This window comes from Kaistia defluvii (assembly GCF_026343955.1).
GTDB classification, from domain to species: Bacteria; Pseudomonadota; Alphaproteobacteria; order Rhizobiales; family Kaistiaceae; genus Kaistia; species Kaistia defluvii.
In genome coordinates this window covers 130,783-152,192 of record NZ_JAPKNI010000008.1, presented here as the reverse complement: position 1 = coordinate 152,192, position 21,410 = coordinate 130,783, and the positions used below count along the sequence as shown (strand labels likewise).

The 21,410-nt window shown below is 66.3% G+C and carries 20 protein-coding genes and 1 riboswitch; of the genes, 9 read left to right on the top strand and 11 right to left on the bottom strand.

The window, feature by feature from the left end; all coding sequences use genetic code 11:
• Positions 1 to 102: 102 nt before the first annotated feature.
• The 3 genes from OSH10_RS18885 (at position 103) to OSH10_RS18875 (ending at position 4,745) form a co-directional block, all read left to right on the top strand.
• Entirely contained in the window at positions 103 to 1,347 is a 1,245-nt protein-coding gene (locus tag OSH10_RS18885) for an HlyD family secretion protein (protein ID WP_266333548.1), read from the top strand.
• 175 nt (positions 1,348 to 1,522) lie between these two features.
• Complete coding sequence (locus tag OSH10_RS18880; protein WP_266333546.1) at positions 1,523 to 3,091, top strand: DHA2 family efflux MFS transporter permease subunit; 1,569 nt, start codon at positions 1,523 to 1,525, stop codon at positions 3,089 to 3,091.
• 154 nt (positions 3,092 to 3,245) lie between these two features.
• Positions 3,246 to 4,745, top strand: coding sequence for an MDR family MFS transporter (locus tag OSH10_RS18875; protein WP_266333544.1), 1,500 nt, complete (start codon positions 3,246 to 3,248; stop codon positions 4,743 to 4,745).
• A 126-nt stretch (positions 4,746 to 4,871) separates the two neighbouring features.
• On the opposite strand, the gene aceB is transcribed toward OSH10_RS18875, so the two are convergent.
• From aceB to thiM, 3 genes are all read right to left on the bottom strand, one after another.
• On the bottom strand, positions 4,872 to 6,467 hold the full coding sequence (gene aceB, locus OSH10_RS18870) for a malate synthase A (RefSeq protein WP_266333542.1): 1,596 nt from the start codon (positions 6,465 to 6,467) through the stop codon (positions 4,872 to 4,874).
• A 106-nt stretch (positions 6,468 to 6,573) separates the two neighbouring features.
• On the bottom strand, positions 6,574 to 7,215 hold the full coding sequence (thiE, locus tag OSH10_RS18865) for a thiamine phosphate synthase (RefSeq protein WP_266333541.1): 642 nt from the start codon (positions 7,213 to 7,215) through the stop codon (positions 6,574 to 6,576).
• On the bottom strand, positions 7,212 to 8,045 hold the full coding sequence (gene thiM, locus OSH10_RS18860) for a hydroxyethylthiazole kinase (RefSeq protein WP_266333540.1): 834 nt from the start codon (positions 8,043 to 8,045) through the stop codon (positions 7,212 to 7,214). Before thiM ends, thiE begins: the two co-directional genes overlap by 4 nt.
• Positions 8,046 to 8,109: 64 nt before the next feature.
• Positions 8,110 to 8,221, bottom strand: a riboswitch (TPP riboswitch).
• A 190-nt stretch (positions 8,222 to 8,411) separates the two neighbouring features.
• On the opposite strand from thiM, the gene OSH10_RS18855 reads away from it, so the two are divergent.
• Together OSH10_RS18855 and OSH10_RS18850 are read left to right on the top strand one after the other, a co-directional pair.
• Complete coding sequence (locus OSH10_RS18855) at positions 8,412 to 9,014, top strand: TMEM175 family protein (protein WP_266333538.1); 603 nt, start codon at positions 8,412 to 8,414, stop codon at positions 9,012 to 9,014.
• Between the two features lie 176 nt (positions 9,015 to 9,190).
• On the top strand, positions 9,191 to 9,454 hold the full coding sequence (locus OSH10_RS18850) for a DUF1488 family protein (RefSeq protein ID WP_266333536.1): 264 nt from the start codon (positions 9,191 to 9,193) through the stop codon (positions 9,452 to 9,454).
• Between the two features lie 36 nt (positions 9,455 to 9,490).
• On the opposite strand, the gene glcF is transcribed toward OSH10_RS18850, so the two are convergent.
• Complete coding sequence (glcF, locus tag OSH10_RS18845; RefSeq protein ID WP_266333534.1) at positions 9,491 to 10,789, bottom strand: glycolate oxidase subunit GlcF; 1,299 nt, start codon at positions 10,787 to 10,789, stop codon at positions 9,491 to 9,493.
• A gap of 121 nt (positions 10,790 to 10,910) precedes the next feature.
• Between glcF and OSH10_RS18840 the strand changes: the two genes are divergently transcribed.
• A complete protein-coding gene (locus tag OSH10_RS18840) occupies positions 10,911 to 11,246 on the top strand; it encodes a hypothetical protein (protein WP_266333532.1) in 336 nt (111 codons plus the stop codon).
• A gap of 72 nt (positions 11,247 to 11,318) precedes the next feature.
• Here the strand turns inward: OSH10_RS18840 and OSH10_RS18835 are convergent, their stop codons facing one another.
• Both OSH10_RS18835 and OSH10_RS18830 read right to left on the bottom strand, forming a co-directional pair.
• Positions 11,319 to 12,491, bottom strand: coding sequence for an FAD-binding protein (locus OSH10_RS18835; protein ID WP_266333531.1), 1,173 nt, complete (start codon positions 12,489 to 12,491; stop codon positions 11,319 to 11,321).
• Positions 12,492 to 12,525: 34 nt separating this feature from the next.
• Positions 12,526 to 13,959 (bottom strand): FAD-linked oxidase C-terminal domain-containing protein, encoded by a 1,434-nt coding sequence (locus OSH10_RS18830; protein WP_266333530.1) that lies wholly within the window; start codon positions 13,957 to 13,959, stop codon positions 12,526 to 12,528.
• 126 nt (positions 13,960 to 14,085) lie between these two features.
• Between OSH10_RS18830 and OSH10_RS18825 the strand changes: the two genes are divergently transcribed.
• Entirely contained in the window at positions 14,086 to 15,015 is a 930-nt protein-coding gene (locus tag OSH10_RS18825; protein WP_266333529.1) for a LysR family transcriptional regulator, read from the top strand.
• Here the strand turns inward: OSH10_RS18825 and OSH10_RS18820 are convergent.
• Together OSH10_RS18820 and OSH10_RS18815 are read right to left on the bottom strand one after the other, a co-directional pair.
• Complete coding sequence (locus OSH10_RS18820; protein ID WP_266333528.1) at positions 15,012 to 16,292, bottom strand: DUF3422 family protein; 1,281 nt, start codon at positions 16,290 to 16,292, stop codon at positions 15,012 to 15,014. The genes OSH10_RS18825 and OSH10_RS18820 overlap by 4 nt on opposite strands.
• A 56-nt stretch (positions 16,293 to 16,348) precedes the next feature.
• Positions 16,349 to 17,485 carry an alpha-hydroxy acid oxidase gene (locus OSH10_RS18815; protein ID WP_266333617.1) on the bottom strand — a complete coding sequence of 379 codons (1,137 nt, stop codon included), beginning with the start codon at positions 17,483 to 17,485 and terminating at the stop codon, positions 16,349 to 16,351.
• Positions 17,486 to 17,597: 112 nt separating this feature from the next.
• Here OSH10_RS18815 and OSH10_RS18810 point away from each other — a divergent pair, with 112 nt between their 5' ends.
• Complete coding sequence (locus OSH10_RS18810) at positions 17,598 to 18,395, top strand: FadR/GntR family transcriptional regulator (protein ID WP_266333527.1); 798 nt, start codon at positions 17,598 to 17,600, stop codon at positions 18,393 to 18,395.
• Positions 18,396 to 18,496: 101 nt separating this feature from the next.
• Here OSH10_RS18810 and OSH10_RS18805 read toward each other — a convergent pair whose 3' ends face one another.
• Positions 18,497 to 19,198 (bottom strand): type 1 glutamine amidotransferase, encoded by a 702-nt coding sequence (locus OSH10_RS18805; protein WP_266333526.1) that lies wholly within the window; start codon positions 19,196 to 19,198, stop codon positions 18,497 to 18,499.
• Positions 19,150 to 19,479 carry a hypothetical protein gene (locus OSH10_RS18800; protein ID WP_266333525.1) on the bottom strand — a complete coding sequence of 110 codons (330 nt, stop codon included), beginning with the start codon at positions 19,477 to 19,479 and terminating at the stop codon, positions 19,150 to 19,152. The genes OSH10_RS18805 and OSH10_RS18800 overlap by 49 nt, the downstream gene beginning before the upstream one ends.
• A gap of 68 nt (positions 19,480 to 19,547) precedes the next feature.
• On the opposite strand from OSH10_RS18800, the gene OSH10_RS18795 reads away from it, so the two are divergent.
• A complete protein-coding gene (locus OSH10_RS18795; protein WP_266333524.1) occupies positions 19,548 to 20,501 on the top strand; it encodes a DMT family transporter in 954 nt (317 codons plus the stop codon).
• 45 nt (positions 20,502 to 20,546) lie between these two features.
• On the opposite strand, the gene OSH10_RS18790 is transcribed toward OSH10_RS18795, so the two are convergent.
• Entirely contained in the window at positions 20,547 to 21,293 is a 747-nt protein-coding gene (locus tag OSH10_RS18790; RefSeq protein ID WP_266333523.1) for an SDR family NAD(P)-dependent oxidoreductase, read from the bottom strand.
• Positions 21,294 to 21,410: the final 117 nt, after the last annotated feature.

Below are 21,410 nucleotides of genomic sequence, written 5' to 3'. Positions count from 1 at the left end.
AGTTCGATCTTGATTTAACCAGTCAATGGGACTAATTCAAGCGCCATTGACCGAACGGTTCGGTCAAACCCTTTTCCAGGGCTGAGAGACAGGAGACGAGTCATGGCAAAGGTCGCACTTGTCGAGACTCCTGAGGATACCGGCGTTTCCGAGCTGGAGCCGATCCAGCGCCGCAACGCCGAAGCCACACCGCCGCCGCCAGCGGCAGCGCCCATTGCCGAGCGGCCCCCCGCGCCCGGCAACAGCGGCGAAGCCAAGCCTGCGATTGCCTCACCCCCGGCAAAACGCGGCGGGCGGCGGCGGTTTCTCCTCCTGACGGTAGCCGCCGTCGCGATCGCGGCCGGCGCCTATTTCGGTCACGAATGGTGGACGGTCGGCCGTTTCATGGTCTCGACGGACGACGCCTATGTCGGCGCCGATACCTCGACCGTGGCGCCACGCCTTTCCGGCTATGTCACCAAGGTCGCCGTCGCCAACAATACCGCCGTCAAGGCTGGCGACCCGCTCGTCTATCTCGATGATTCCGAGCAGAAGCTGGCCGTCACCGCCGCCGAGAACCAGATCGCCTCCCAACAGGCCGCGATCGACCGGATCGACAAGCAGATCCAGGCCGGCCAGGCCGGAGTCTTGCAGGCCCGCACATCGATCGCCTCCGCCGATGCCGACGCCGAACTGGCCGCGGCCGATCTCGCCCGCGCCGCGACGCTGGCCAAGAACCAGTTCGCGTCGCAGCAATCGCTGCAGCAGGCGCAGGCCACCAAGGACAAGACCGCCGCTGCCGTGGAATCCGCCAAGGCCGGCATGACGTCGGCCGAGGCCAATGTCGCCGTCCTGCAGGCCCAGCGCGTCGAAGCCGAGCGGGCGCTCGACCAGTACCAGACGACGCTGGAGCAGAAGAAGCTCGACCTCGACCACATGGTCGTGCGCGCGCCCTTCGACGGCGTCGTCGGCAATCGCGCAGTCGATCCCGGCGAGTATGTCGCGACCGGGCAGCGCCTGTTGGCCCTGGTGCCGCTGCAGGACGTCTATGTCGACGCCAACTACAAGGAAACGCAGTTGGGCCGGATCCGGCCGGGCGCGACCGCGACGGTCAGCGTCGACGCCTATTCCGATGCCACGATCGAGGGCACGGTCGAAAGTGTGGCGCCGGCTTCCGGCTCGGTGTTCAGCCTGCTGCCGGCCGACAATGCGACCGGCAACTTCACCAAGATCACGCAGCGTGTCCCGGTGCGGATCCGCATTCCCGCCGAGGAAGCCGCCAAGGGCATCCTTCGCCCCGGGCTCTCCGTCGTGGTCGACATCGACAGCCGCACGGGCGGCAATGCCGCCACCGCGGCCCGCAACTGACCAGCAAGCTTCTCTCCTTCGGGGGAGTGCTTCGAGAGGGGAGCCGGACATGCTGTCCCTACCGGCCTTCCGGCTCCCCTCTCGTTGAACCAAACCGACCGTCCGCGCACGGCCGTGCCGCCAGGTTCCGAAGCCTGGCGCTTTTCAGGGGTGAACGCACCCCCAGGAGACAGTCATGGCCGGTCCGCAACCACCCGCCCTTCCCGTGATGACGCCCCGCCGCACGCTTGGCTTCGTGGCCATGGCGGTCGGCATGTTCATGGCGATCCTCGACATCCAGATCGTCTCGTCGTCACTGACCGAGATCCAGGCAGGCCTGTCCGCCAGCTCGCAGGAAATCTCCTGGGTGCAGACGGCCTATCTGATCGCCGAGATCATCATGATCCCGCTGTCGGGCTTCCTCGGCCGCGCGCTGTCGACCCGCTACCTGTTCGCCATCGCCGCCGGCGGCTTCACCATCACCTCGATCGGCTGCGCCAGTTCCTCGTCGATCGGCGAGATGATCGCCTGGCGCGCGGCGCAGGGCTTCATCGGCGGCGGCATGATCCCGGCCGTGTTCGCCGCCGCCTTCACGATCTTCCCGCCCAATCGCCGCGCCATGGTGTCCGCGATCGTCGGCCTGATCGCGACGCTGGCGCCGACCGTCGGCCCGACCATTGGCGGCTATCTCACCAACATCTTCTCCTGGCACTGGCTGTTCCTGGTCAATGTCATTCCCGGCATCTGCGTGACGCTGGGCGTGCTGACCTTCGTCGACTGGGACAAGCCCAACTTCAAGCTGCTGCAGCGCTTCGACTACATGGGCCTGGTCACGCTGGCCCTGTTCCTCGGCAGCCTCGAGTATGTGCTGGAGGAAGGCTCGGCGAACGACTGGTTCCAGGATGAGACCATCGCGACGCTCGCCGTCGTGACCGTGGTCGCCGGCGTCCTGTTCTTCTGGCGCGTGCTGCGGACCGACGAGCCGATCGTCGATGTCCGCGCCTTCCAGAACCGCAACTTCGCCACCGGCGCCCTGTTCTCCTTCATGCTCGGCGTCGGTCTCTATGGCCTCGTCTACCTCTATCCGGTCTATCTGGCGCGGGTGCGCGGCTACGATTCCCTGCAGATCGGCGAGACCATGTTCGTCACCGGCCTGTTCATGATGATCACCGCGCCGATCGTCGGCCGGCTCGGCCAGAAGATGGACCCGCGCTACATGATGGCGTTCGGCCTGTCGCTGTTCGCGCTGTCCTGCCTCGAACTGGTGCCGATCACCAAGGACTGGGCCTTCAACGAGCTGTTCATCCCCCAGGCGATGCGTGGCGTCGCGCTCATGACGTCGATGATGCCGGTCTCGATGCTGGCGCTGGGAACCCTGCCGCCCGAGCGGATGAAGAATGCGTCCGGCCTGTTCAACCTGACCAGGAACCTTGGCGGCGCCGTCGGCCTCGCCGTCATCACCACGATCCTGAACAATCGCTGGGACCTGCACATCACCCGTCTGCACGAGCAGGTGCAGTGGGGCCGCGAGGCGGCGACCGAACGGCTCGACATGATGACCAAGGGCTTCGCCGCCACGATGGGCAGCGACGCCAATCTGGCGGCGATCAAGACGCTGACCCAGTCGGTCAAGCGCGAGGCGCTGGTAATGGCCTTCTCGGACGTCTTCCTCGTGCTGGCGGTCATCTTCGCGCTGATCGTGCTGCTGGTCCCGCTCGCCCAGAAGCCGCAGGCAGCGCCTGCCGGCGGTGGCGGCGGCCACTGAAACGCCGCGGTCCCGCCGATCGGCCGGGGCCGCGGATTGAGATCGTCGGGCAACGGGGCTAAGCTCCGGCCTATCTTTGCTGAATCAGAATGATCAGCCGTCTTTATCGCCCCGGCCTTCCCAGGCGGGCGAACAATCACATTGGCGATACCCCATGGATGCTTCCGTTTCCGCGCGCCCCGGCCCGGCTCCGCTCGACCAGGCCACCATTCGCTCGATCGTGCTTGGCGTCATGCTGGCGATGTTCTTGGCAGCCCTCGACCAGACCATCGTCGCGACCGCGCTGCCCACCATCGGGCGCGAACTGGGCGATCTCCAGAACATCGCCTGGGTCGTGACCGCGTATCTGCTGTCGTCGACGGCCGTGACGCCGCTCTATGGCAAGCTCAGCGACATCCATGGCCGACGCACGGTCCTGCTGATCGCGATCGTCATCTTCATCATCGGCTCGATCGCCTGCGCGCTCGCGCCGACCATGACCGGGCTCATCATCGCCCGCTTCCTGCAGGGACTGGGCGGCGGCGGATTGATCTCGCTTGCCCATACCATCACCGGCGACGCGATCGCGCCCAAGGAACGCGCCAAATATATGGGCTATTTCGGCGCCGTGTTCGCGGCCGCCAGTGTCGCCGGGCCCGTGCTGGGTGGCGTGCTCTCGGAATCGCTGAACTGGACCGTGATCTTCTGGATCAACGTGCCGCTCGGCCTTCTCGCCTTCGCCATGACCTTCAACGCGCTGAAGAAACTGCCGCGCAACGACCGCCCGCACAAGCTGGACATCATCGGCGCGGTGCTGCTGGTGGCGGCGGCGGTGCTGCTGCTGCTCGCGCTCAGCTGGGGCGGCGTTTCCTATCCCTGGTCGTCCTGGGAGATCATCGGCCTGTTCGTCGCATCCCTTGTCGCATGGGCGCTGTTCGTGTTCCGCGTCCTGAATGCGCCGGAGCCCTTCCTGCCGGTCGGCGTGCTGCGCGACCAGGTGGTGGCAACTGCCACGCTCGCCGGCTTCTTCGGCATCGGCACCATGGTGGGCCTTTCGATCTACATGCCCCTGTTCTTCCAGTCGGTGCTGCACATGTCGGCGGCGGAATCCGGCTTTGCGCTCATTCCACTCTCGATCGGCACCGTGTTCGGCGCGCAGTTTTCCGGCCGCGTCATGGCCCGCGTCCAGCACTACAAGCGCTCGCCGATGATCGGGCTGGTGGTCGCCATGGTCTTGACCGCGGTTCTCGCGGTCTGGGCCGGCCGGCTCGACGTGATCTCGATCGAGGTCATCCTGACCTTCATCGGCGCCGGTCTCGGCACGCTGTTCCCCGTCACCATCGTCGTGGCGCAGAACGCCGTGCAGGCGCATCATCTCGGCACGGCAACGGCCACGATCAACTTCATGCGCTCGCTTGGCAGCGCCATCCTGGTCGCCGCCTTCGGCGCGATCTTCCTGGGCGGCCTGGGCGCGATCTCGGGCGGAACCGGCACATCGGTCGAGGCCAAGATCGCCGCCGCGGCCGAGGCCGGCGTTTCGCTGGCCGGCGCGTTCAGCGGCGTCTTCATCGCGGCGACGATCTGCATCGCCATCTCGCTGGCCCTGCTCGCGATCATGGAAGAGCGGCCGCTGCGCGGTGGCCGCAGCCCGGTGCCGACCGCCGTCGAAGTGTAGGATCGCCCCCAACCGCTGCGCGCGCCGCGCGGCGGCCCGCACTCCAGTTCTGAGAACAGAAAGGGGCGGCAGGCCTTTCAGCCTGCCGCCCCTTTCTAACTGTGAGTTCGCGTCAATCGAAGCAGATCAGTCGATCAGCTTGTAGGCCGGGACCGTGAGGAAGGCCTCGAAGGTCTTGGCGGTCGAAAGCCTGGCGAACAGGTCGATCGCCTCGGGGAAGCGGCCGGCAGCGTAATTGTCGGCGCCGACCTCGCCCTTCACGACTTCCATTTCCTCGGCGAGCGCGCGGCGGAACAGTTCTTCCGTCACCTTCTGGCCGTCTTCCAGCGTCGCCTCGAAATTGAGCTGCTGCCAGATCTGCGCACGGCTGATCTCGGCGGTCGCCGCATCTTCCATCAGGTTGTAGATCGGCACCGCGCCACGGCCGCGCAGCCACGCCTCGATATACTGGACGCCGACACGGATGTTGTGGCGCAGGCCCTCCTCCGTCCGGGTGCCGTCATGGATGGCGAGCATGTCCTTCTGGCCGAAGGAGACCTCCTCGCGCAGGCGCGTGAGCTGGTTCGGCGTCGGCATCAGGCGGTCGAACACTTCCATGGCGACGGGCACGAGATCCGGATGCGCGACCCAGGTGCCGTCATGGCCGGCATTGGCCTCGCGCTCCTTGTCGGCGCGAACCTTGGCGAAGGCGGCGGCGTTGGCTTCCGGGTTGTTCTTGATCGGGATCTGCGCCGCCATGCCGCCCATGGCGAAGGCGCCGCGGCGGTGGCAGGTCTTGATCAGCAGTTCCGAATAGGCGAGCAGGAACGCCTTGCCCATGACGACCTGACCGCGATCCGGCAACAGGAAGGCCTTGTTGTTGCGCAGCGTCTTGATGAACGAGAAGATGTAGTCCCAGCGGCCGCAATTGAGGCCGGCCATGTGGTCCTTCAGTTCATAGAGGATCTCGTCCATCTCGAACGCCGCCGGCAGCGTCTCGATCAGGACCGTCGCCTTGATGGTGCCTTGCGCGAGCCCCAGCGCCTCCTCGGCATAGGTGAAGACGTCGTTCCAGAGGCGCGCCTCGAGATGGCTCTCGGTCTTGGGCAGGTAGAAATAGGGGCCCGATCCCTGCGCGAGCGCCGCCTTGGCATTATGGAAGACATAGAGGCCGAAATCGACCAGCGAGCCGGAAGCGTCCATGCCGTCAAAGGTGATGTGGCGCTCGGGCAGGTGCCAGCCGCGCGGGCGGATGATCAGCACGGCCGGATTGGCGCCGAGCTTGTAGGCCTTGCCGGTGCGCGCGTCGGTGAAGTCGATCTGGTTGGCCCAGCGGTCCTTCAGATTCAACTGGCCCTCGACCATGTTGGCCCAGACCGGCGAGGACGCGTCCTCGAAATCGGCCATGAACACCTTCGCGCCGGAGTTCAGCGCGTTGACGATCATCTTGCGGTCGACCGGGCCGGTGATCTCGACGCGGCGGTCCTGCAGGTCGGCCGGGATCGGCGCGACCTTCCAATCGCCCTCTCGGATCGCCTGGGTTTCGGGCAGGAAGTCCGGCAGCCCGCCATTGTCGAAGAAGACCTGACGCTCATTGCGGAATTCGAGCAGGGCGCGGCGCTTCGCATCGAACCGGCCATGCAGTTCGGCGACGAAGGCGAGCGCCTCGGGCGTCAGGATCTCGTCGAAACGGGGGCCCAGGGCTCCCTTGACGACCAGGCGTTCAGCATTGGTGGCGGACATGGACAACTCCTCGGTGGGCATGTTGGAGCGGACTATGCCACGCCGCCGTCTTCAACTGAACCTGCATGATCAGGGCAGAACTTGTTCCGTTTTGGAAAAAGTCGGCCTATCGCAACCGGTAGCGCGCGATCCGGTCGGTGAAGTCCCGCGCCGCCCTGGCCGGATCTTCCGCCGCCATGATGGCGGAAACGACGGCAAGGCCATCGGCGCCCGCCGCCAGCGTCGGCTCGACATGCTCGGGCTTGAGGCCGCCGATCGCCACGACCGGCAGGCCAGCCGCCGCCTGGATCCGCCCGAGATGGTCAAAGCCGATCGCGTCGTCCGCATCCGGCTTGGTCGTCGTCGCGAAGACCGGGCCGACGCCGAGATAATCGATCGGGCCGAGTTCGTCCGGCGTCAGTTCCTCCATCAAGGCCGCGGACAAGCCGAGAATGCGATCCGGGCCAATCAGTTCGCGCACCTTGGCGACGCGCATGTCGTCCTGGCCGACATGGACGCCATCGGCATCCACCGCCAGCGCGACATCGACGCGGTCGTTGATGATGAGCGGAATGCCGCGCGGGCGCAGGATTTCCATCAGCGCCGATGCCGTCGCGACGAAATCGCGGGTGGTGCCCTGCTTGCAGCGGTGCTGCACGAGCGTGACGCCACCGTCGATCGCGGCGCGCACCGTCTCGACCACGCCGCGCGGTCCGGCAAGATCGTCGTCGGTGACGAGATAAAGCGAAAGATCGAAAGGACGGCTCATCCCACATTCACCTCTTCAACAACCCGGATAGTCGCATAGCGCGCGATCATGTCGGCGTCGACCACATAGAGCGCGTCGCAAAGCTCCGCCGGCAGATGGCCCGGCCCGGTCACGCGGGTCGCCGCGGCAGCGCCCGCCGCGCCATAGACGACAAGCGCGGCGACCGCCGCCTCGAAGGGCGGACGCACGGCGGCGAACGCGGCAACCGTCGCCGACAATGCACAACCCAGCGCAGTCGAGAGCGGCATCAGCGGGCTGCCGCCGGTGATCGCCACGACGCTCGTGCCGTCCGTGACATAGTCCGTCTCGCCGGTGATGGCGACGACCGCGCCGCTGGCGCGCGCCAGCGCCTTGCCGGCCTCCAGCGCTGCATCGGACGAAGCGGTCGAGTCCACGCCCTTGCCCCCTGCCCCGGCCGCGCCGGCGAGGCTCATGATCTCGCTGGCATTGCCGCGGATGATCGACGGACCTGCCCGGCTCATCTCGACGGCGAAATCGGTGCGGAACTTCGTCGCGCCGCAGCCGACCGGATCCAGCACCCAGGGCTTGCCGAGGGAAACGGCCCGCTTCGCCGCGCGCTGCATGCCCACGATCCAGGTCGGCGACAGCGTACCGATATTGATCACCAGCGCATTGGAAATGGCGACGAAGTCGTCGACCTCCTCGGACGCATGCACCATGGCCGGTGACGCGCCGACTGCAAGCAAAGCATTGGCCGAGATCGTCATGGCGACGTAGTTGGTGATGTTCTGGACGAGCGGACGGGCTGCGCGCATGGCATGCAGCGCATCCGTCGCCGCTTCGATCGTGAAGGAAGGGGGGGAAGACACGGTAGACGTCCTTTGCTGTGACGCAGGACGGAACGACGGCAAGAACATCCAGGTGCTTGAGCATCCAGGCGCTTGGCTCAATCCCTCCGCCGGCATGATCCGGATCAGGTTCGCGGGTTAGTCCGAAGACCTCTCAGCCAGGATCCGGATGGATCAGGGCACCCCGATGAGACGGGGCGACCCTAGCACGGCCAGACGGACAGGCAAGAGGCCCCTGCCGATCCCTGATGCGCAAAGCAACGTTCAGGCTTGTCACGCGCTCCATGCCAACGTGTCGGCGCGGCCCTTCCTTCACCCATCGCGAGGATGGAGCGACGCAACGGAAAGGGTTAGCGTACCAGCTGGCATGACGATGGAGCATTGGGCATGAACAAGGGCCGGATCGAAGCGTTCAGTGACGGCGTTCTCGCGATCATCATCACCATCATGGTGCTGGAGCTGAAGGTTCCCCACGAGGTCGACATCCACACATTGCTGCCGCTGGTGCCGGTGTTTCTCAGCTATGTGCTGAGCTTCATCATGATCGGCATCTACTGGAACAACCACCACCACATGTTCCATGCCGTCAGCCATGTTCGTGGCGGCGTGCTCTGGGCCAATCTGCACCTGCTGTTCTGGCTGTCCCTGACCCCGTTCACCACCGCATGGATGGGCGAAAACCACATCGAGGCCGTGCCGGTCGCCGTCTATGGCTTCGTGCTGATGATGTGCGGCATCGCCTATTATATTCTCGCCCGGTCGCTGATCCGGCTCGAAGGCGAAAGCTCCCCAATCGCCGAGGCATTCGGCAGGGATCGCAAGGGCAAGATCTCCGTCGTCATCTATGCGGCGGCGATCGGCCTGGCCTTTCTCAACCCTTGGATCGCCATCGCCTGCTATGTCGGCGTCGCGATGATCTGGCTTGTGCCGGATCGGCGGGTGGAGCGCGTCCTGCTTTCGGCGCGCGCCGGCCATGCGCCGAAGCCCTAGCACTGGCCGCAGCGCCCCAAGTCCTCAACCTCTTTGACAGTATCGTCTCGAGGCCTCTCCTTGAATTGCTTTGGGCAGGCAAAGGAGAATGCCTTCAGCTCTCTGAACTCATGGCCATATCGACTTGGACCACAATAGAGGTAACCCTCGCGCGGAATTGAGCGTATGCTTGAAGAATGAACCTCCAATTCCCCAATCGCAGCCGCAGTTACAATGAGACGCGTCACCGGATTCAGTTCTGGGGCCACGATAGCGCGAAGGAGGTCTCGTTCTATCTCGAAGCGGATGCCCTCGCGCGGATCGATCCGAACGGTGCGCTGGACGAGGATCACGCGCTGCGCACCTTCGACGCCAACCGGGCGCGGATCGAACAGGCCGCCGCACGCGCCTATTCCAGGCAGGCGCACGCGTCCTACACGCTCACCGCCAGCGATCTCTGATTTCGGGCGATCGCGCCGCCCGTTCGGCGCGATGCTTCAGGCGTTGAGACCGGCCGGCTTCGGGCCGCCATAGGCCCAATCCAGCAACTCGATCGTATGGACCACCGGCACGCCGCCGGAGAGCTGCGTGATGCAGCCGATATTGCCGGTGGCGACAACATCGGGCGACACCTTGGAGATGTTGCCGAGCTTTCGCGCCTTGAGCTGTTGCGAAAGCTCCGGCTGCAGCATGTTGTAGGTGCCCGCGGAACCGCAACAGATGTGGCCTTCGGGCACATCGCGCACCGTGAAGCCTGCCTTCGCCAGCAACGTCTTCGGCGTCGTCTTGATCTGCTGGCCGTGCTGCATCGAGCAGGCGGAGTGATAGGCCACGGTCAGGGCCTTGGGCGCGACGACGGGCGCCAGCTTCAAGCTCTCCAGATATTCGGTGATGTCCTTGGCGATGGCCGACACGCGCGCCGCCTTTTCGGCATAGGCGGCGTCCTCGCGGAACATGAAACCGTAATCCTTGATCGTGGTGCCGCAGCCGGACGCCGTGATGATGATGGCGTCGAGCCCCTCGCCGTCCATTTCGGCGATCCAGGCATCGATCGTCCGCTTGGCCGTCGCATGCGATTGTTCGGACTTGCCCATGTGGTGGGCGAGCGAGCCACAGCAGGTCTCGCCCTTGGCGATCACCACCTCGACGCCGACCCGGTTCAGCAGGCGGATCGTCGCCTCGTTGATGCCAGGATCGAGCACGGGCTGGACGCAGCCGGAGAGCAGCGCGACGCGGCCGCGCTTCTCGGCGGACGTCGGAAACGTGCCCGGCCCTTCCGAAGCGGTACGGCCATGCGGGAAGCGCGGCGCCAGCTTCAGCATGGCGCTGATCCGCTTGAAGCCCGGCACCTTGCCCATCGGTCCCGCGAAGGGACGCGCCATGGCGGCTCCCACCAGCGCCAGGCGGAAACGGTTGCGATAGGGCAGGATTCCGGCAATGGCCGAACGGATCACCTTGTCGGCGATCGGCCGGTCATAGGTCTCCTCGATATGCGCGCGGGCATGATCGACGAGGTGCATGTAGTTCACGCCGGACGGACAGGTCGACATGCAGGAAAGGCAGGACAGGCAGCGATCGACGTGCTTGACCACCTGCTCGTTCGCCGGCTTGCCGCCCTCGAGCATGTCCTTGATCAGGTAGATGCGACCACGCGGACTGTCGAGCTCGTCACCGAGCAGCAGATAGGTCGGACAGGTCGCCGTGCAGAATCCGCAGTGGACGCAGGTGCGCAGGATCTTCTCGGATTCACGCACATCCGGGTCTGCAAGCTGGGCAAGCGAGAAAGAAGTTTGCATGGGTCTACTCTGCCGCTGTGGGCTCGGTTGAGGCGGCCGCACAATCGCGCTTGCGCCACCCGGGGGCATCTGGCATTGGCGGAGCGCCTGAAATTTCTTCAGTGCTATCAAAGGAATGATTATGCAGCATCGCCTGTGGACCGCCCTGGGCGCGGTGTTCTTTGCCACCATGGTCCTTGGCGGAGCGGCCCATGCCGAAAATCGCAAGGTCAAGATCATCAACGAGACCAGCAGCGATCTGAACGAATTCTACGCCTCGAATGTCGGCGCCAGCGACTGGGAGGAAGACATTCTCGGCGACGACCAGGTTCCGGCCGGCGGATCGGTCAGCATCAACATGGATGACGGCAGCGGTTACTGCAAATTCGACTTCAAGGGCGTTTTCGTCGACGACAGCGAAGCGGTGCTGGAAGGCGTCGACGTCTGTGAAGTCGGTGTCGTCCGCTTCACCGAATAGCCAGCAAGTACCGGTTCCGGCGCCTCGCGGCGCCGGCCACTCCCCCAACCCGATCCGAACCTCCTGCATCGCCTACATCCGCCCCGGATTGAGTATCCCGGCGGGATCGAAGGTCGCCTTGATCAGGCGGCTCATCGCCGCCACGCCGGGCGACTCCGGCTCGAACACCGGCACGCTGGCGCGCAGTTCCGGCGACCCGCGCACCAGCATGGCATGGCCACCCACCGACGCCACGGCCGACCGCACGATGGCGGCGCCGCCATCGCCCTCCGCCGGCCCGCTGGCCCAGACCAGGCCGCCGGCCCAGTCATAGAGCACGCGGCTGCCAAGCTGGGCTTTCAACGACTCGCCCACCCTCGGGCCATCGGTCGGCCGGACCGAAATCCGCCAGATCGCGGCATCGTGCGGCGTTTCAAGCGCCTCGACGTCGCGTATCGACGCCCAGAGCACGCGCGAGGCTTCGGCGGCGATCGTCTCGAACGCGCCGAACGGCTGCAGCACCGTGTCGAGCCGGTCGATACGATAGCGGACCGAGGCGTCAAAGCCTTCCAGGCGCAGCGCGGTGCGGGTCGGCATGCCGTCGGTCGCCGGCAGATGCGCCGCGCCCGTCACCTCGAACGGCGTGCCGAGCGCGGTCGTCATCGCCTCGACGGCGCGCTCCGCCGACAGCCCGGTCAGGAGCAGCGTCAGTTCCGTCTCGGCTTCCGGCAGCAGCTTGTAGGTGACTTCCGTCAGCACGGCGAGCGTGCCCCAGGACCCGACCAGCAGCTTGACGAAATCATAGCCGGTCACGTTCTTCATGACGCGGCCGCCGGACTTGATCGTCTCGCCGCGCCCGGTGGTAGCACGGACGCCGATCAGCGAGTCGCGCGCAGCGCCCGAATGGATGCGGCGCGGACCGGAACTGTTGGAGGCCGTGACGCCGCCGATTGTCGGGATGCCATGATTGCCAAGCAGGTGGCGGTAGTCGATCGGCTCGAAGGGCAGGCGTTGCCGGTTGACGGCCAGCGTCTGCTGGATCTCGGCCAGGGGCGTGCCGGCGCGGGCAGAGAGGACCAGCTCCGACGGCTCGTACAGCGTGATGCCGGTCAGAAGCTTCGTCGAAAGCGCCCTGTCGGCATGCACCGGCTTGCCGATCGGGCGCGTGCCGCCGCCGTGGATTGCCAGCGGGCTGTGCGACTGCGCAGCCTCATGCACGATCGCCTCGATCTCGGTCTCGCTTTCGGGGAGAAGGATCGACGTCATCGGCATGCTTTCTGGAAGAACGGAGATTCACACATCAGACCGGGCGCCCCGCGAGCGGAAACACCTTGTGCGGATTGAGCAGCCATTGCGGATCGAGCGCTGATTTCACCCGCATCTGCTGGTCCAGATCGATGGTGTTGAACTGGTAGGTCATCAGGTCGCGCTTCTCGATGCCGACGCCGTGCTCGCCGGTCAGGCAGCCGCCGAGATCGACGCAGAGCTTGAGGATGTCCTCGCCGCAGCGCTCGGCCTTGTGCTGCTCGACCGGATCATTGGCGTTGAACAGCACCAGCGGATGCAGATTGCCATCGCCGGCATGGAAGATGTTGGAGACGCGCAGGCCATAGCCGGCGCAGATCTCGGCGATGCCGGTCAGGACGGCGGAAAGCTGCCCGGTCGGGATGGTGCCGTCCATGCAGATATAGTCGGCGAGCCGGCCCATCGCGCCGAAAGCGGATTTGCGGCCCTTCCAGATCGCGGCGCTCTCGGCTTCCGACTGCGAAACGCGCAGGCCGGACGGGTTGTAGTCGGCGGCGATCGTCGTGATCCGGACGATGAGATCCTCGATCTCGGCCTCCGAACCCTCGACCTCGATGATCAGCAGCGCCTCGACATCGAGCGGATAGCCGGCGTGGGCGAAGGCCTCGCAGACCTGGATCGCCGGGCGGTCCATATATTCGATCGCGACCGGGATGATGCCCGAGGCGATGATCGCAGCGACGCAGGCGCCCGCATCTTCGGCCGACTGGAAGCCCATGAGCATCGGCCGCGCGCCTTCGGCGAGCGGAAGGATGCGCAACGTCGCCTCGGTGACGACGCCGAGTTGGCCCTCGGAGCCGACGATCAGTCCCAGCAGGTCGTAGCCGGCTGCATCCATGTGGGCCCCGCCGATCTCGACGATGGTGCCGTCGATCAGCACGAGCTTGACGCCCAGCACGTTGTTGGTCGTGACACCGTATTTCAGACAATGCGCGCCGCCGGAGTTCATGCCGATATTGCCGGCGATGGTGCAGGCGAGCTGGCTCGACGGATCGGGCGCGTAGAAGAAACCAAGATGGGCGACCGCGCCGGAGACGCCGAGATTGGTGACGCCGGCCTCGACGCGGATGGTACGGTTGGCCGTGTCGACGTCCAGGATCCGGCTCATCTTGGAGACGCCGAGGACGACCGCGTCCTCGCTCGGGATAGCGCCGCCGGCAAGCGACGTGCCCGCGCCGCGGGCGACGACCTTGACGCCTTCCTTGTTCAGGAAGGCCAGCACCTTGGACACCTGCTCGGTCGTTTCGGGCAGCACGACGGCCATGGGAATGCGACGATAGGCGGTGAGCGCGTCCGTCTCGAAGGCACGGCGCTCGTCCTCCTCGGTGATCAGCGAGGTCGGCGGCACCAGCGCGGCAAGGCCGGCGAGAATCTCCGCGCGACGCGCGAGGATGCGCGGATCCGGCCTCGGAATCTCAATCGCGGACATGGCAGCCTCCCTCCCAGTTCAGAACCACTCTAGGCGCGGACGGTTTTGTACCCAAGCCGGGATAGAAAACAATCATCCTTGCCGCAGGATTGAAAATCACCCAACTTTTTTGCCACTATAGAGGCAATGAGCACACTATCCGATATGGAGATCTTCGCCCGCGTTGTCACCGCCGGAAGCCTTTCGGCGGCCGGACGCGAGCTTGACCTCTCTCCCGCCGTCGTCTCCAAGCGCCTGAAGCGTCTGGAGGATCGGCTTGGCACGCGCCTGCTGCAGCGCACCACGCGGCAGATCGCGCTGACCGAGGCCGGCCGTGGCTTCCACGACCGCGTGGTGCAGATCCTCGCCTCGATCGACGAGGCCGAGTCCTTTGTGAGCCGGCGCTCCGACGTGGCGCGCGGAACGCTCAAGGTCTCGGCGCCCACCACCTTCGGCCGGCTGCACATCGCGCCGCATCTGGGCAGCTTTCTCGCCGCCAATCCCGGCCTGTCCGTCAATCTCGTGCTCTCCGACGAGTTCGTCGATCTGGTCAAGGACGGCATCGACGTCTCGATCCGCATCGCAGAGCTGACGGATTCGAGCCTGGTGGCGCGGCGGCTCGCGCCGAACCACCGCCTGCTCTGCGCGACGCCGGCCTATCTCGCCGAACACGGCACGCCGCAGACCATCGCCGAATTGTCGAAGCACACGCTGCTCGCCACCGCCAGCCAGGATCCCTGGCGGGTGGAAGGGCCGGACGGCCCGGTGACGGTGCATGTCGAGGGCAGGCTTCGCACCAATTCGAACGAGGTGGTTCGCGAAGCCGTGCTGGCAGGGCTCGGCATCGCCTATCGCTCGACCTGGGATGTCGGGCCGGAGCTTCGCGAAGGGCGCCTGGTCGTCGTGCTGCCCGCCTACCGTGCCTCGCGGCACGTCGCGGTGCATGCGGTCTATCCGAGCCGGCGCTTCCTCGCCGCCAAGGTGCGGCTGTTCATCGACCACCTCGCCGGACTCTATGGCGACCACCCGCACTGGGACGAAGGCCTCGGCAAGATCCTCGCGCCGGCTACCCCCTAGTCGGCGCCATGCCCGTCGTCATGCTTCGAGCGGATGCGGCGGACGAGGAACCAGACGAACAGCGCCACAGGGATCACCGCAAAGGCGGTGACATGCGCCGGGTCGAGCTCGAAGCCGAGGACGGAAGATCCCTTCGCCAGATAGCCGATCAGCCCGACGACGTAGTAGCTGACTGCCGCGACGGAGAGCCCTTCGACCGTCTGCTGCAGACGCAGTTGCAGCCGCGCGCGGCGGTTCATGCTGTCGAGCAAGGCGCGGTTCTGCTGCGACAGCTCGACATCGACACGGGCGCGCAGCAGCGCCGCGGCGCGGGCGAGCTTTCGCGACAGGTCCTGCTGGCGGCCCTCCACGGTCTGGCAGGTGCGCATCGCGGGCGCCATGCGACGGGCGAGAAAGGCGGTGAAGCTCGAATAGCCGGCGATCGGCTGCTCATCCATGGCGTTGAGGCGCAACCGCACGATCTCGGAATAAGCGCGGCTGGCCCCGAAGCGGAAGGCGCTTTCGGCCGCGCCGGCTTCCAGATCGCCGGCCTGGGCGGTCAGGTCGTCCAGCAAGGCGCGGTTGGCCTCGAACCCTTCGCTGGCGCGGAAGCGGCCGGTATTGGCGACAAGATCCATCTCGATGCGGCGAAGCTCCGGATGCAGGCGCTGCGCCTCCGGCAGGCCCAGCATGGCCAGCGTCCGATAGGTCTCGAGCTCGAGCAGGCGCTGGACGATCGGTCCCGCCTCCTGCGGCTCGAGCCCGCGATCGACCACCAGAAGGCGCGTATAGCCATCGCCATCCTCGCGAAAATCGGATGCGATCAGCCCCCTGCCCCCGGCCACTTCCGAAACGGCGAGCGAGCCCGGATCAAAGCCGGAGAGCAGTTCGGCGATCGGGCGCTGGTCGGCGACGAGGTCGAGCCGCGCGGCCACCATCAACGGGCCCGGCGCCTCGAAGGCCTCGCCGAACGGCGTCTCGGCCGGCAGCGCGCCGGCGCCGCCGCGCGCATCCCAGCTATAGGTGGTGAATTCGGCGTGGCTCTCCCAGCGCAGCGTGCCGCCGCAGAGATCGACGACATGATGGCGCGCATGAGCGGCCGGTTGCGGCAGGCCGTTGCGAACACACAGCGCCGCGAGACGGTCGCGGGCCGCGTCCGCATGGCCGGCATCGGTCATGAAGGCGAAGTTCAACACGATGCGCGGCGCTTCCATCATGTGGAAGGGCCGCGCATGGATCTCGTTCAGCACCGCGCTTCGAAGCGGATGATCCTCGAAACGCCTTGGTCCTTCGCGCATCGCGCCCTCGATCCCGCGCCCAACTACCTAAGCAGTAGGGCCGGGACGGAACGGGCTCAACCCCGATCGATGACGGTATCGTCGATCTCGGCCAGGGTGCGACGTCCTGTCAGGGCCATCGAGACGTCGAGCTCCTTGCCGACGATCTGGATCACCTTGGACACGCCTTCTTCGCCGCCGGCGCCGAGGCCGAACAGGAAGGCCTTGCCCATCATGCAGCCCTTGGCGCCGAGCGCCAGCGCGCGCAGCACGTCCTGTCCCGAGCGGATGCCGCTGTCGAACAGGATTTCGGTCTGGTTGCCGACCGCGTCGACGATGCGCGGCAGGCGCGAAATCGCGGACGGCGCGCCGTCGAGCTGGCGTCCGCCATGGTTGGAAACGACGATCGCGTCGGCGCCGGTATTGACCGCCTTCTGCGCGTCGCCGACATCCAGCACGCCCTTGAGGATCAGCTTGCCGGGCCAGATCGAACGGATCCAGGCCACGTCATCCCAGTTGAGCGCCGGGTCGAACTGGCCGGAGATCCACTGGCCCAGCGACTTGACGCCGCTCATGCCCTCGACGCCGTTCAGATTGCCGAAGGTCTTGTGCTTGCTGCCCAGAACCTTGAACGCCCATGGCAGCTTGGTCGCCATGTCGAGGACATTGTGCAGCTTGATCTGCGGCGGCACGGTCATGCCGTTCTTGATGTCGCGGTGGCGCTGGCCCTGCACCTGCAGGTCCAGCGTCAGGATGAGGGCCGAGCACTTGGCGGCGATGGCGCGCTCGACCAGTTGCTTGGCGAAGTTGCGGTTCTTCATCACATAGAGCTGGAACCAGAACGGTCGCGAAGTGGCCGCCGCCACGTCTTCGATCGAGCAGATCGACATGGTCGACAGCGCGAACGGGATGTTGGCCTTCTCGCAGGCCTTGGCCGCCAGGATCTCGCCATCGGCATGCTGCATGCCGGTCAGGCCGGTCGGGGCGAAGGCGAAGGGATAGGCGAACTTCTCGCCGAGCAGCGTGACTTCGGTCGAGCGGTTGGACACGTCGACCATGACGCGCTGGCGCAGCTTGAGGGCCTTGAAGTCGGCCGAGTTGGCGTCGATCGTTTCCTCATTGTAGGAGCCGCGATCGGCATAATCGAAGAAGGCGCGCGGCACGCGGCGCTTCGCCAACAATCTCAGGTCTGCAATGCTCGTTGCGTCCTTCAAGCCGCCCATGGCGCCGCTCCAATTTCATATGAATTCTTGAAAGGCGGGCCGCGCCCGCCAACTGGATCAATTTCTTGACCACTTCCTGATTTCCGCTGATAGGCTCTTCCGCATGGTCTTTCAACCGATTCCTTCCCGCGCGACCGCCGACGAGGTGGCGCGACAGATCGAGATGCTGGTGCTGGAGGGCGTGCTGCATCCCGGCGACAAGCTGCCGGGCGAGCGCGACCTGTCGGCGACGCTCGGCGTTTCGCGGCCGATCCTGCGCGATGCGCTGAAGGCGCTGGAGGGACGCGGGCTGGTCGAAAGCCGCCCAGGCGGCGGCACCTATGTGGCCGCGATCGAAGGTTCGGTCTTCGCCGCGCCGATCGTCGACCTGATCGCGCAATCGCCCAAGGCCGGCGGCGACTATCTGGAATTCCGCCGCGAGATTGAGGCAACGGCGGCGGCGATGGCGGCGACACGCGCCACCGAGGCCGACCGCATCATCCTCGGCCGCATCATCGAGACGATGGAAGCCGAACACGGCAAGGCCGACTTCCGCCGCGAGGCGGCGCTGGACGTCGAATTCCACCAGGCGATCGGCGAGGCGACGCACAACATCGTCATCATCCACGTGCTGCGCGCCTGCTACCGGCTGCTGGCCGACGGCGTGTTCTACAATCGCAGCCGGCTCTATGGCCAGGCCGGCTCGCGCGACCAGCTCCTGGCCCAGCACAAGGCGATCCGCGATGCGATCCTGGCCGGCGATCCGGAAGCCGCCCGCCAGGCGGCGATCGATCACATCGCCTATGTCGCGGCGTCGATGAAGGACGCCGCCGAGGCCGGCGCCCGCGAAGAAATCGCCTCGCTGCGGCTGATGCAATTCGAGGAACGCGCGACGGCGAAGCGGCCGGTTCGCCGGGACTGAGCGGTTTCGGACTGCGGCGGCATGGTTCCCGTAGCCTTGAATGTCCCTGGACGCTGGAACCGCTGCGCGACGACGACTTCCTGCCGGAGTGACGAGCGCGCCTACCGGATCGTCGCGATCCAGGCGCGGGCGATCGCCCTTCCCGCAGCGTCGGCGCGGCTGCCGAGCGGGCCTTCCTCGCGAGCATGGCGCTCCGGCCACTCCGGATCGATCTCCGCCGCCACGTCGCCGAAAGTGTCGCTCCAGTCGCGCACCAGCGCCGTATCGGCCTCGAAATGGAACTGGATGCCATAGACGGCGCGGCCGATGCGAAAGGCCTGGTGGGGCGTCAGGGCGCTGGTCGCCAGGTGGACGGCGCCTTCCGGCAGGGTGAATGTGTCGGAATGCCAGTGGAACAGGGGCGACGGGCCCTCCAGCACGCCGACCACGGGATCGTCGCGGCCCGCCTCGGTGGGCGTTACCTCCTGCCAGCCGAATTCGGTCGGCCGGCCCAGTATGTTGCTGGCGCCATAGCCGCGCGCCAGGATCTGCGAACCCAGGCAGATGCCGAGCACGGATTTGTCGGCATCGCCAAAGGCGCGCATCAGGCGGGCGAGGCGCGGCAGATAGGGATGCGCCGCGTCGTCGACCGCGCTCTGACCGCCGCCGAGCACGATGATCGCGTCATAGCCGTCGGGCGTCTCCGGCAAGGCGTCGCCCTCATGCGCGCGACGGACATCGATCACCGCCCCGGCCGAGGCAAGCGCCGGCCGCATCAGGCCGAGCGAGGTGGCTTGATAGTTTTCGACGACGAGAATGCGCATGGGGCTGACGGCTCAGTTGGATTCGGCATCCACCAATAGATGCCGAACCGAACGATTCCGCCAGCCCGCGCTTCGATGGCGCCGGGCCATTGCGCGCCGACGCGGCTGATCGGGAAGCTGACGTCCGCCAGCGGCGCGACCGCCCCTTGATGGCAGGCGAGGATGCCGCCATGACGATACCGGCGAACGAGGCGGGAGGCTTTCGCCATTCGCCGCTGAATCCGGCCAGAATTTCGCATCGCGGCATCGGACTCATCAATCTCGGTGACGTCACCGCTCACAAAGTTTTGCTGGACGGGGTCCGGGGTTCCTGCTCTCGGTGGCGTCCCTCAGCCACTCGGATCGCCGCATGCCTCCCCCAACCGACTCACAAGCGACCGAAATCGCCCCGGCCGCCCGCTCCCGCGCCAAGCCTTCCGAGGCGGCGATGACCCGGCTCGACTATTCGCTCTATGCGGTCACGGTGTTTGCCTGGAGCACGAGCTGGATCGCGCTCAAGCTGCAACTCGGCGTCGTCGCGCCCCAGGTGGCGCTGACCTGGCGGTTCCTGCTCGCCTCGCTGGTGATGTTCGGCTGGGCGATCGTACGCCGCCACCGCCTCGCCTTCCCGCTCGCCGATCATCTGCGCTTCCTCGGGCTCGGCTTTTTCATCTTCTCGATGAATTTCCTGCAGTTCTACGTTGGCGGCGCCAAGCTGGCCTCGGGCCTGCTGGCCGTCATCTTCTCGCTCGCCTCGGTCTTCAACATGCTGCTTGGCGCGATCTTCCTGCGCCAGTCGGTCGACCGGCGCGTCCTGCTCGGCGCCGCCTTCGGCTTTGGCGGCGTGGCGCTGATGTTCTGGCCGGAGATCGCCGGCACCGAGATCGACCACGACGCGGCCATCGGCCTGATGCTCTGCGTCGGCGGCACGCTGTTCTTCTGCATCGGCAACATGATTTCCGCCTCGGCGCAGAAACGCGGCATTCCGGTCGTCTCGGCCAGCGCCTGGGGCATGGCCTATGGCGCGGCGATCCTGGCGATCACCGCCGCGATGCTCGGCAAGCCGTTCATCTTGGACCCGTCCTTCCAGTACATCGCCTCGCTGCTGTGGCTGGCGCTGCTGTCTTCGGTCGTCGCCTTCTTCGCCTATCTGACGCTGCTCGGCCGGATCGGCTCGGGCCGCGCCGGCTATTCGACGGTGCTGTTTCCCGTCTTCGCCCTGCTGATCTCGACCTTCGCGGAAGGCTATCAGTGGACGGCCTTCGCCATCGCCGGCCTCGTGCTCGTCATGGTCGGCAACGTCATCGTGCTCGGCCGGCGCTGAGGGAGCGGGGAACCCCGGAAGGCCGAGACCTTCCGGGGTTCGCGATCAGACCATCCGCATGCTCATGCCGCCATCGACCACCAGCGTCTCGCCCGTGATGAACGCGTTGGTCAGCAACTCGACGGCGGCCGTCGCCACCTGTTCCGGCGTGCCGAGGCGCTGCAGCGGGATGCGGTTGGCGAGGTTGTTGGCGCGCGCTTCCGGCGTCATCGCCTCGTGGAAGCGGGTTTCGATGATGCCGGGGCAGATGGTGTTGATGCGGATGCCTTCATGGCCATGGTCGCGGGCGAGCGCCCGGCCCATCTGCGGCAGCGCGCCCTTGACGGTCTGGTAGGCGATGGTTGCCGGGCAGCCGCGCAGGCCCGCCACCGACGAGATCAGGAGCATCGCCCCACCCTGCTTCGCCAGCGACGCGTGCGCGGCGCGGAACAGGTGGAATGGCGCATGGACGTGAACGCGAAAGGCATTGTCCCAGGCTTCCGGCGTCACCGTCAAAGCCGTGCCCGGCACGGCGCCGCCGGCGGAGGGAACGAGGTAGTCGACACGGCCGAAGCGGGCGAGCGCGGCATCGACGATCGCCGGCGCCGAAGCCGGGTCGGCCGCATCGGCGGCATGGAACAGCACGCCGGTGACGGCGCCGAGTTCGCGCATCAGCTTTTCCACCGGCTCGTCGCGATGACGGCCGGACAGGACGAGGTCGACGCCCCGCGCCGCCAGCGCCCGCGCGATCGCCGCACCGATGCCGCGCGTTCCTCCGGTGATGATGGCGACGGGTCTCGACGAATCGGTCATTCTGATTTTCCTCCCTGAAAGCATGTCCTGGGTGCTATCGGTGCACCGATTCAGGCGATCGGTCCACCGCCCGTCTCGGTTTTGCGAGGCAATGGCCCCTCCATTGCCGTTCCCCTG

Bases quoted from the DNA above. Each gene is read 5' to 3' on its own strand.
- OSH10_RS18885 (WP_266333548.1), top strand. From the start codon at position 103: ATGGCAAAGGTCGCACTTGTCGAGACTCCTGAGGATACCGGCGTTTCC.
- OSH10_RS18880 (WP_266333546.1), top strand. From the start codon at position 1,523: ATGGCCGGTCCGCAACCACCCGCCCTTCCCGTGATGACGCCCCGCCGC.
- OSH10_RS18875 (WP_266333544.1), top strand. From the start codon at position 3,246: ATGGATGCTTCCGTTTCCGCGCGCCCCGGCCCGGCTCCGCTCGACCAG.
- aceB (WP_266333542.1), bottom strand. From the start codon at position 6,467: ATGTCCGCCACCAATGCTGAACGCCTGGTCGTCAAGGGAGCCCTGGGC.
- thiE (WP_266333541.1), bottom strand. From the start codon at position 7,215: ATGAGCCGTCCTTTCGATCTTTCGCTTTATCTCGTCACCGACGACGAT.
- OSH10_RS18855 (WP_266333538.1), top strand. From the start codon at position 8,412: ATGAACAAGGGCCGGATCGAAGCGTTCAGTGACGGCGTTCTCGCGATC.
- OSH10_RS18850 (WP_266333536.1), top strand. From the start codon at position 9,191: ATGAACCTCCAATTCCCCAATCGCAGCCGCAGTTACAATGAGACGCGT.
- glcF (WP_266333534.1), bottom strand. From the start codon at position 10,789: ATGCAAACTTCTTTCTCGCTTGCCCAGCTTGCAGACCCGGATGTGCGT.
- OSH10_RS18840 (WP_266333532.1), top strand. From the start codon at position 10,911: ATGCAGCATCGCCTGTGGACCGCCCTGGGCGCGGTGTTCTTTGCCACC.
- OSH10_RS18835 (WP_266333531.1), bottom strand. From the start codon at position 12,491: ATGACGTCGATCCTTCTCCCCGAAAGCGAGACCGAGATCGAGGCGATC.
- OSH10_RS18830 (WP_266333530.1), bottom strand. From the start codon at position 13,959: ATGTCCGCGATTGAGATTCCGAGGCCGGATCCGCGCATCCTCGCGCGT.
- OSH10_RS18825 (WP_266333529.1), top strand. From the start codon at position 14,086: ATGAGCACACTATCCGATATGGAGATCTTCGCCCGCGTTGTCACCGCC.
- OSH10_RS18820 (WP_266333528.1), bottom strand. From the start codon at position 16,292: ATGCGCGAAGGACCAAGGCGTTTCGAGGATCATCCGCTTCGAAGCGCG.
- OSH10_RS18810 (WP_266333527.1), top strand. From the start codon at position 17,598: ATGGTCTTTCAACCGATTCCTTCCCGCGCGACCGCCGACGAGGTGGCG.
- OSH10_RS18805 (WP_266333526.1), bottom strand. From the start codon at position 19,198: ATGCGCATTCTCGTCGTCGAAAACTATCAAGCCACCTCGCTCGGCCTG.
- OSH10_RS18795 (WP_266333524.1), top strand. From the start codon at position 19,548: ATGCCTCCCCCAACCGACTCACAAGCGACCGAAATCGCCCCGGCCGCC.
- OSH10_RS18790 (WP_266333523.1), bottom strand. From the start codon at position 21,293: ATGACCGATTCGTCGAGACCCGTCGCCATCATCACCGGAGGAACGCGC.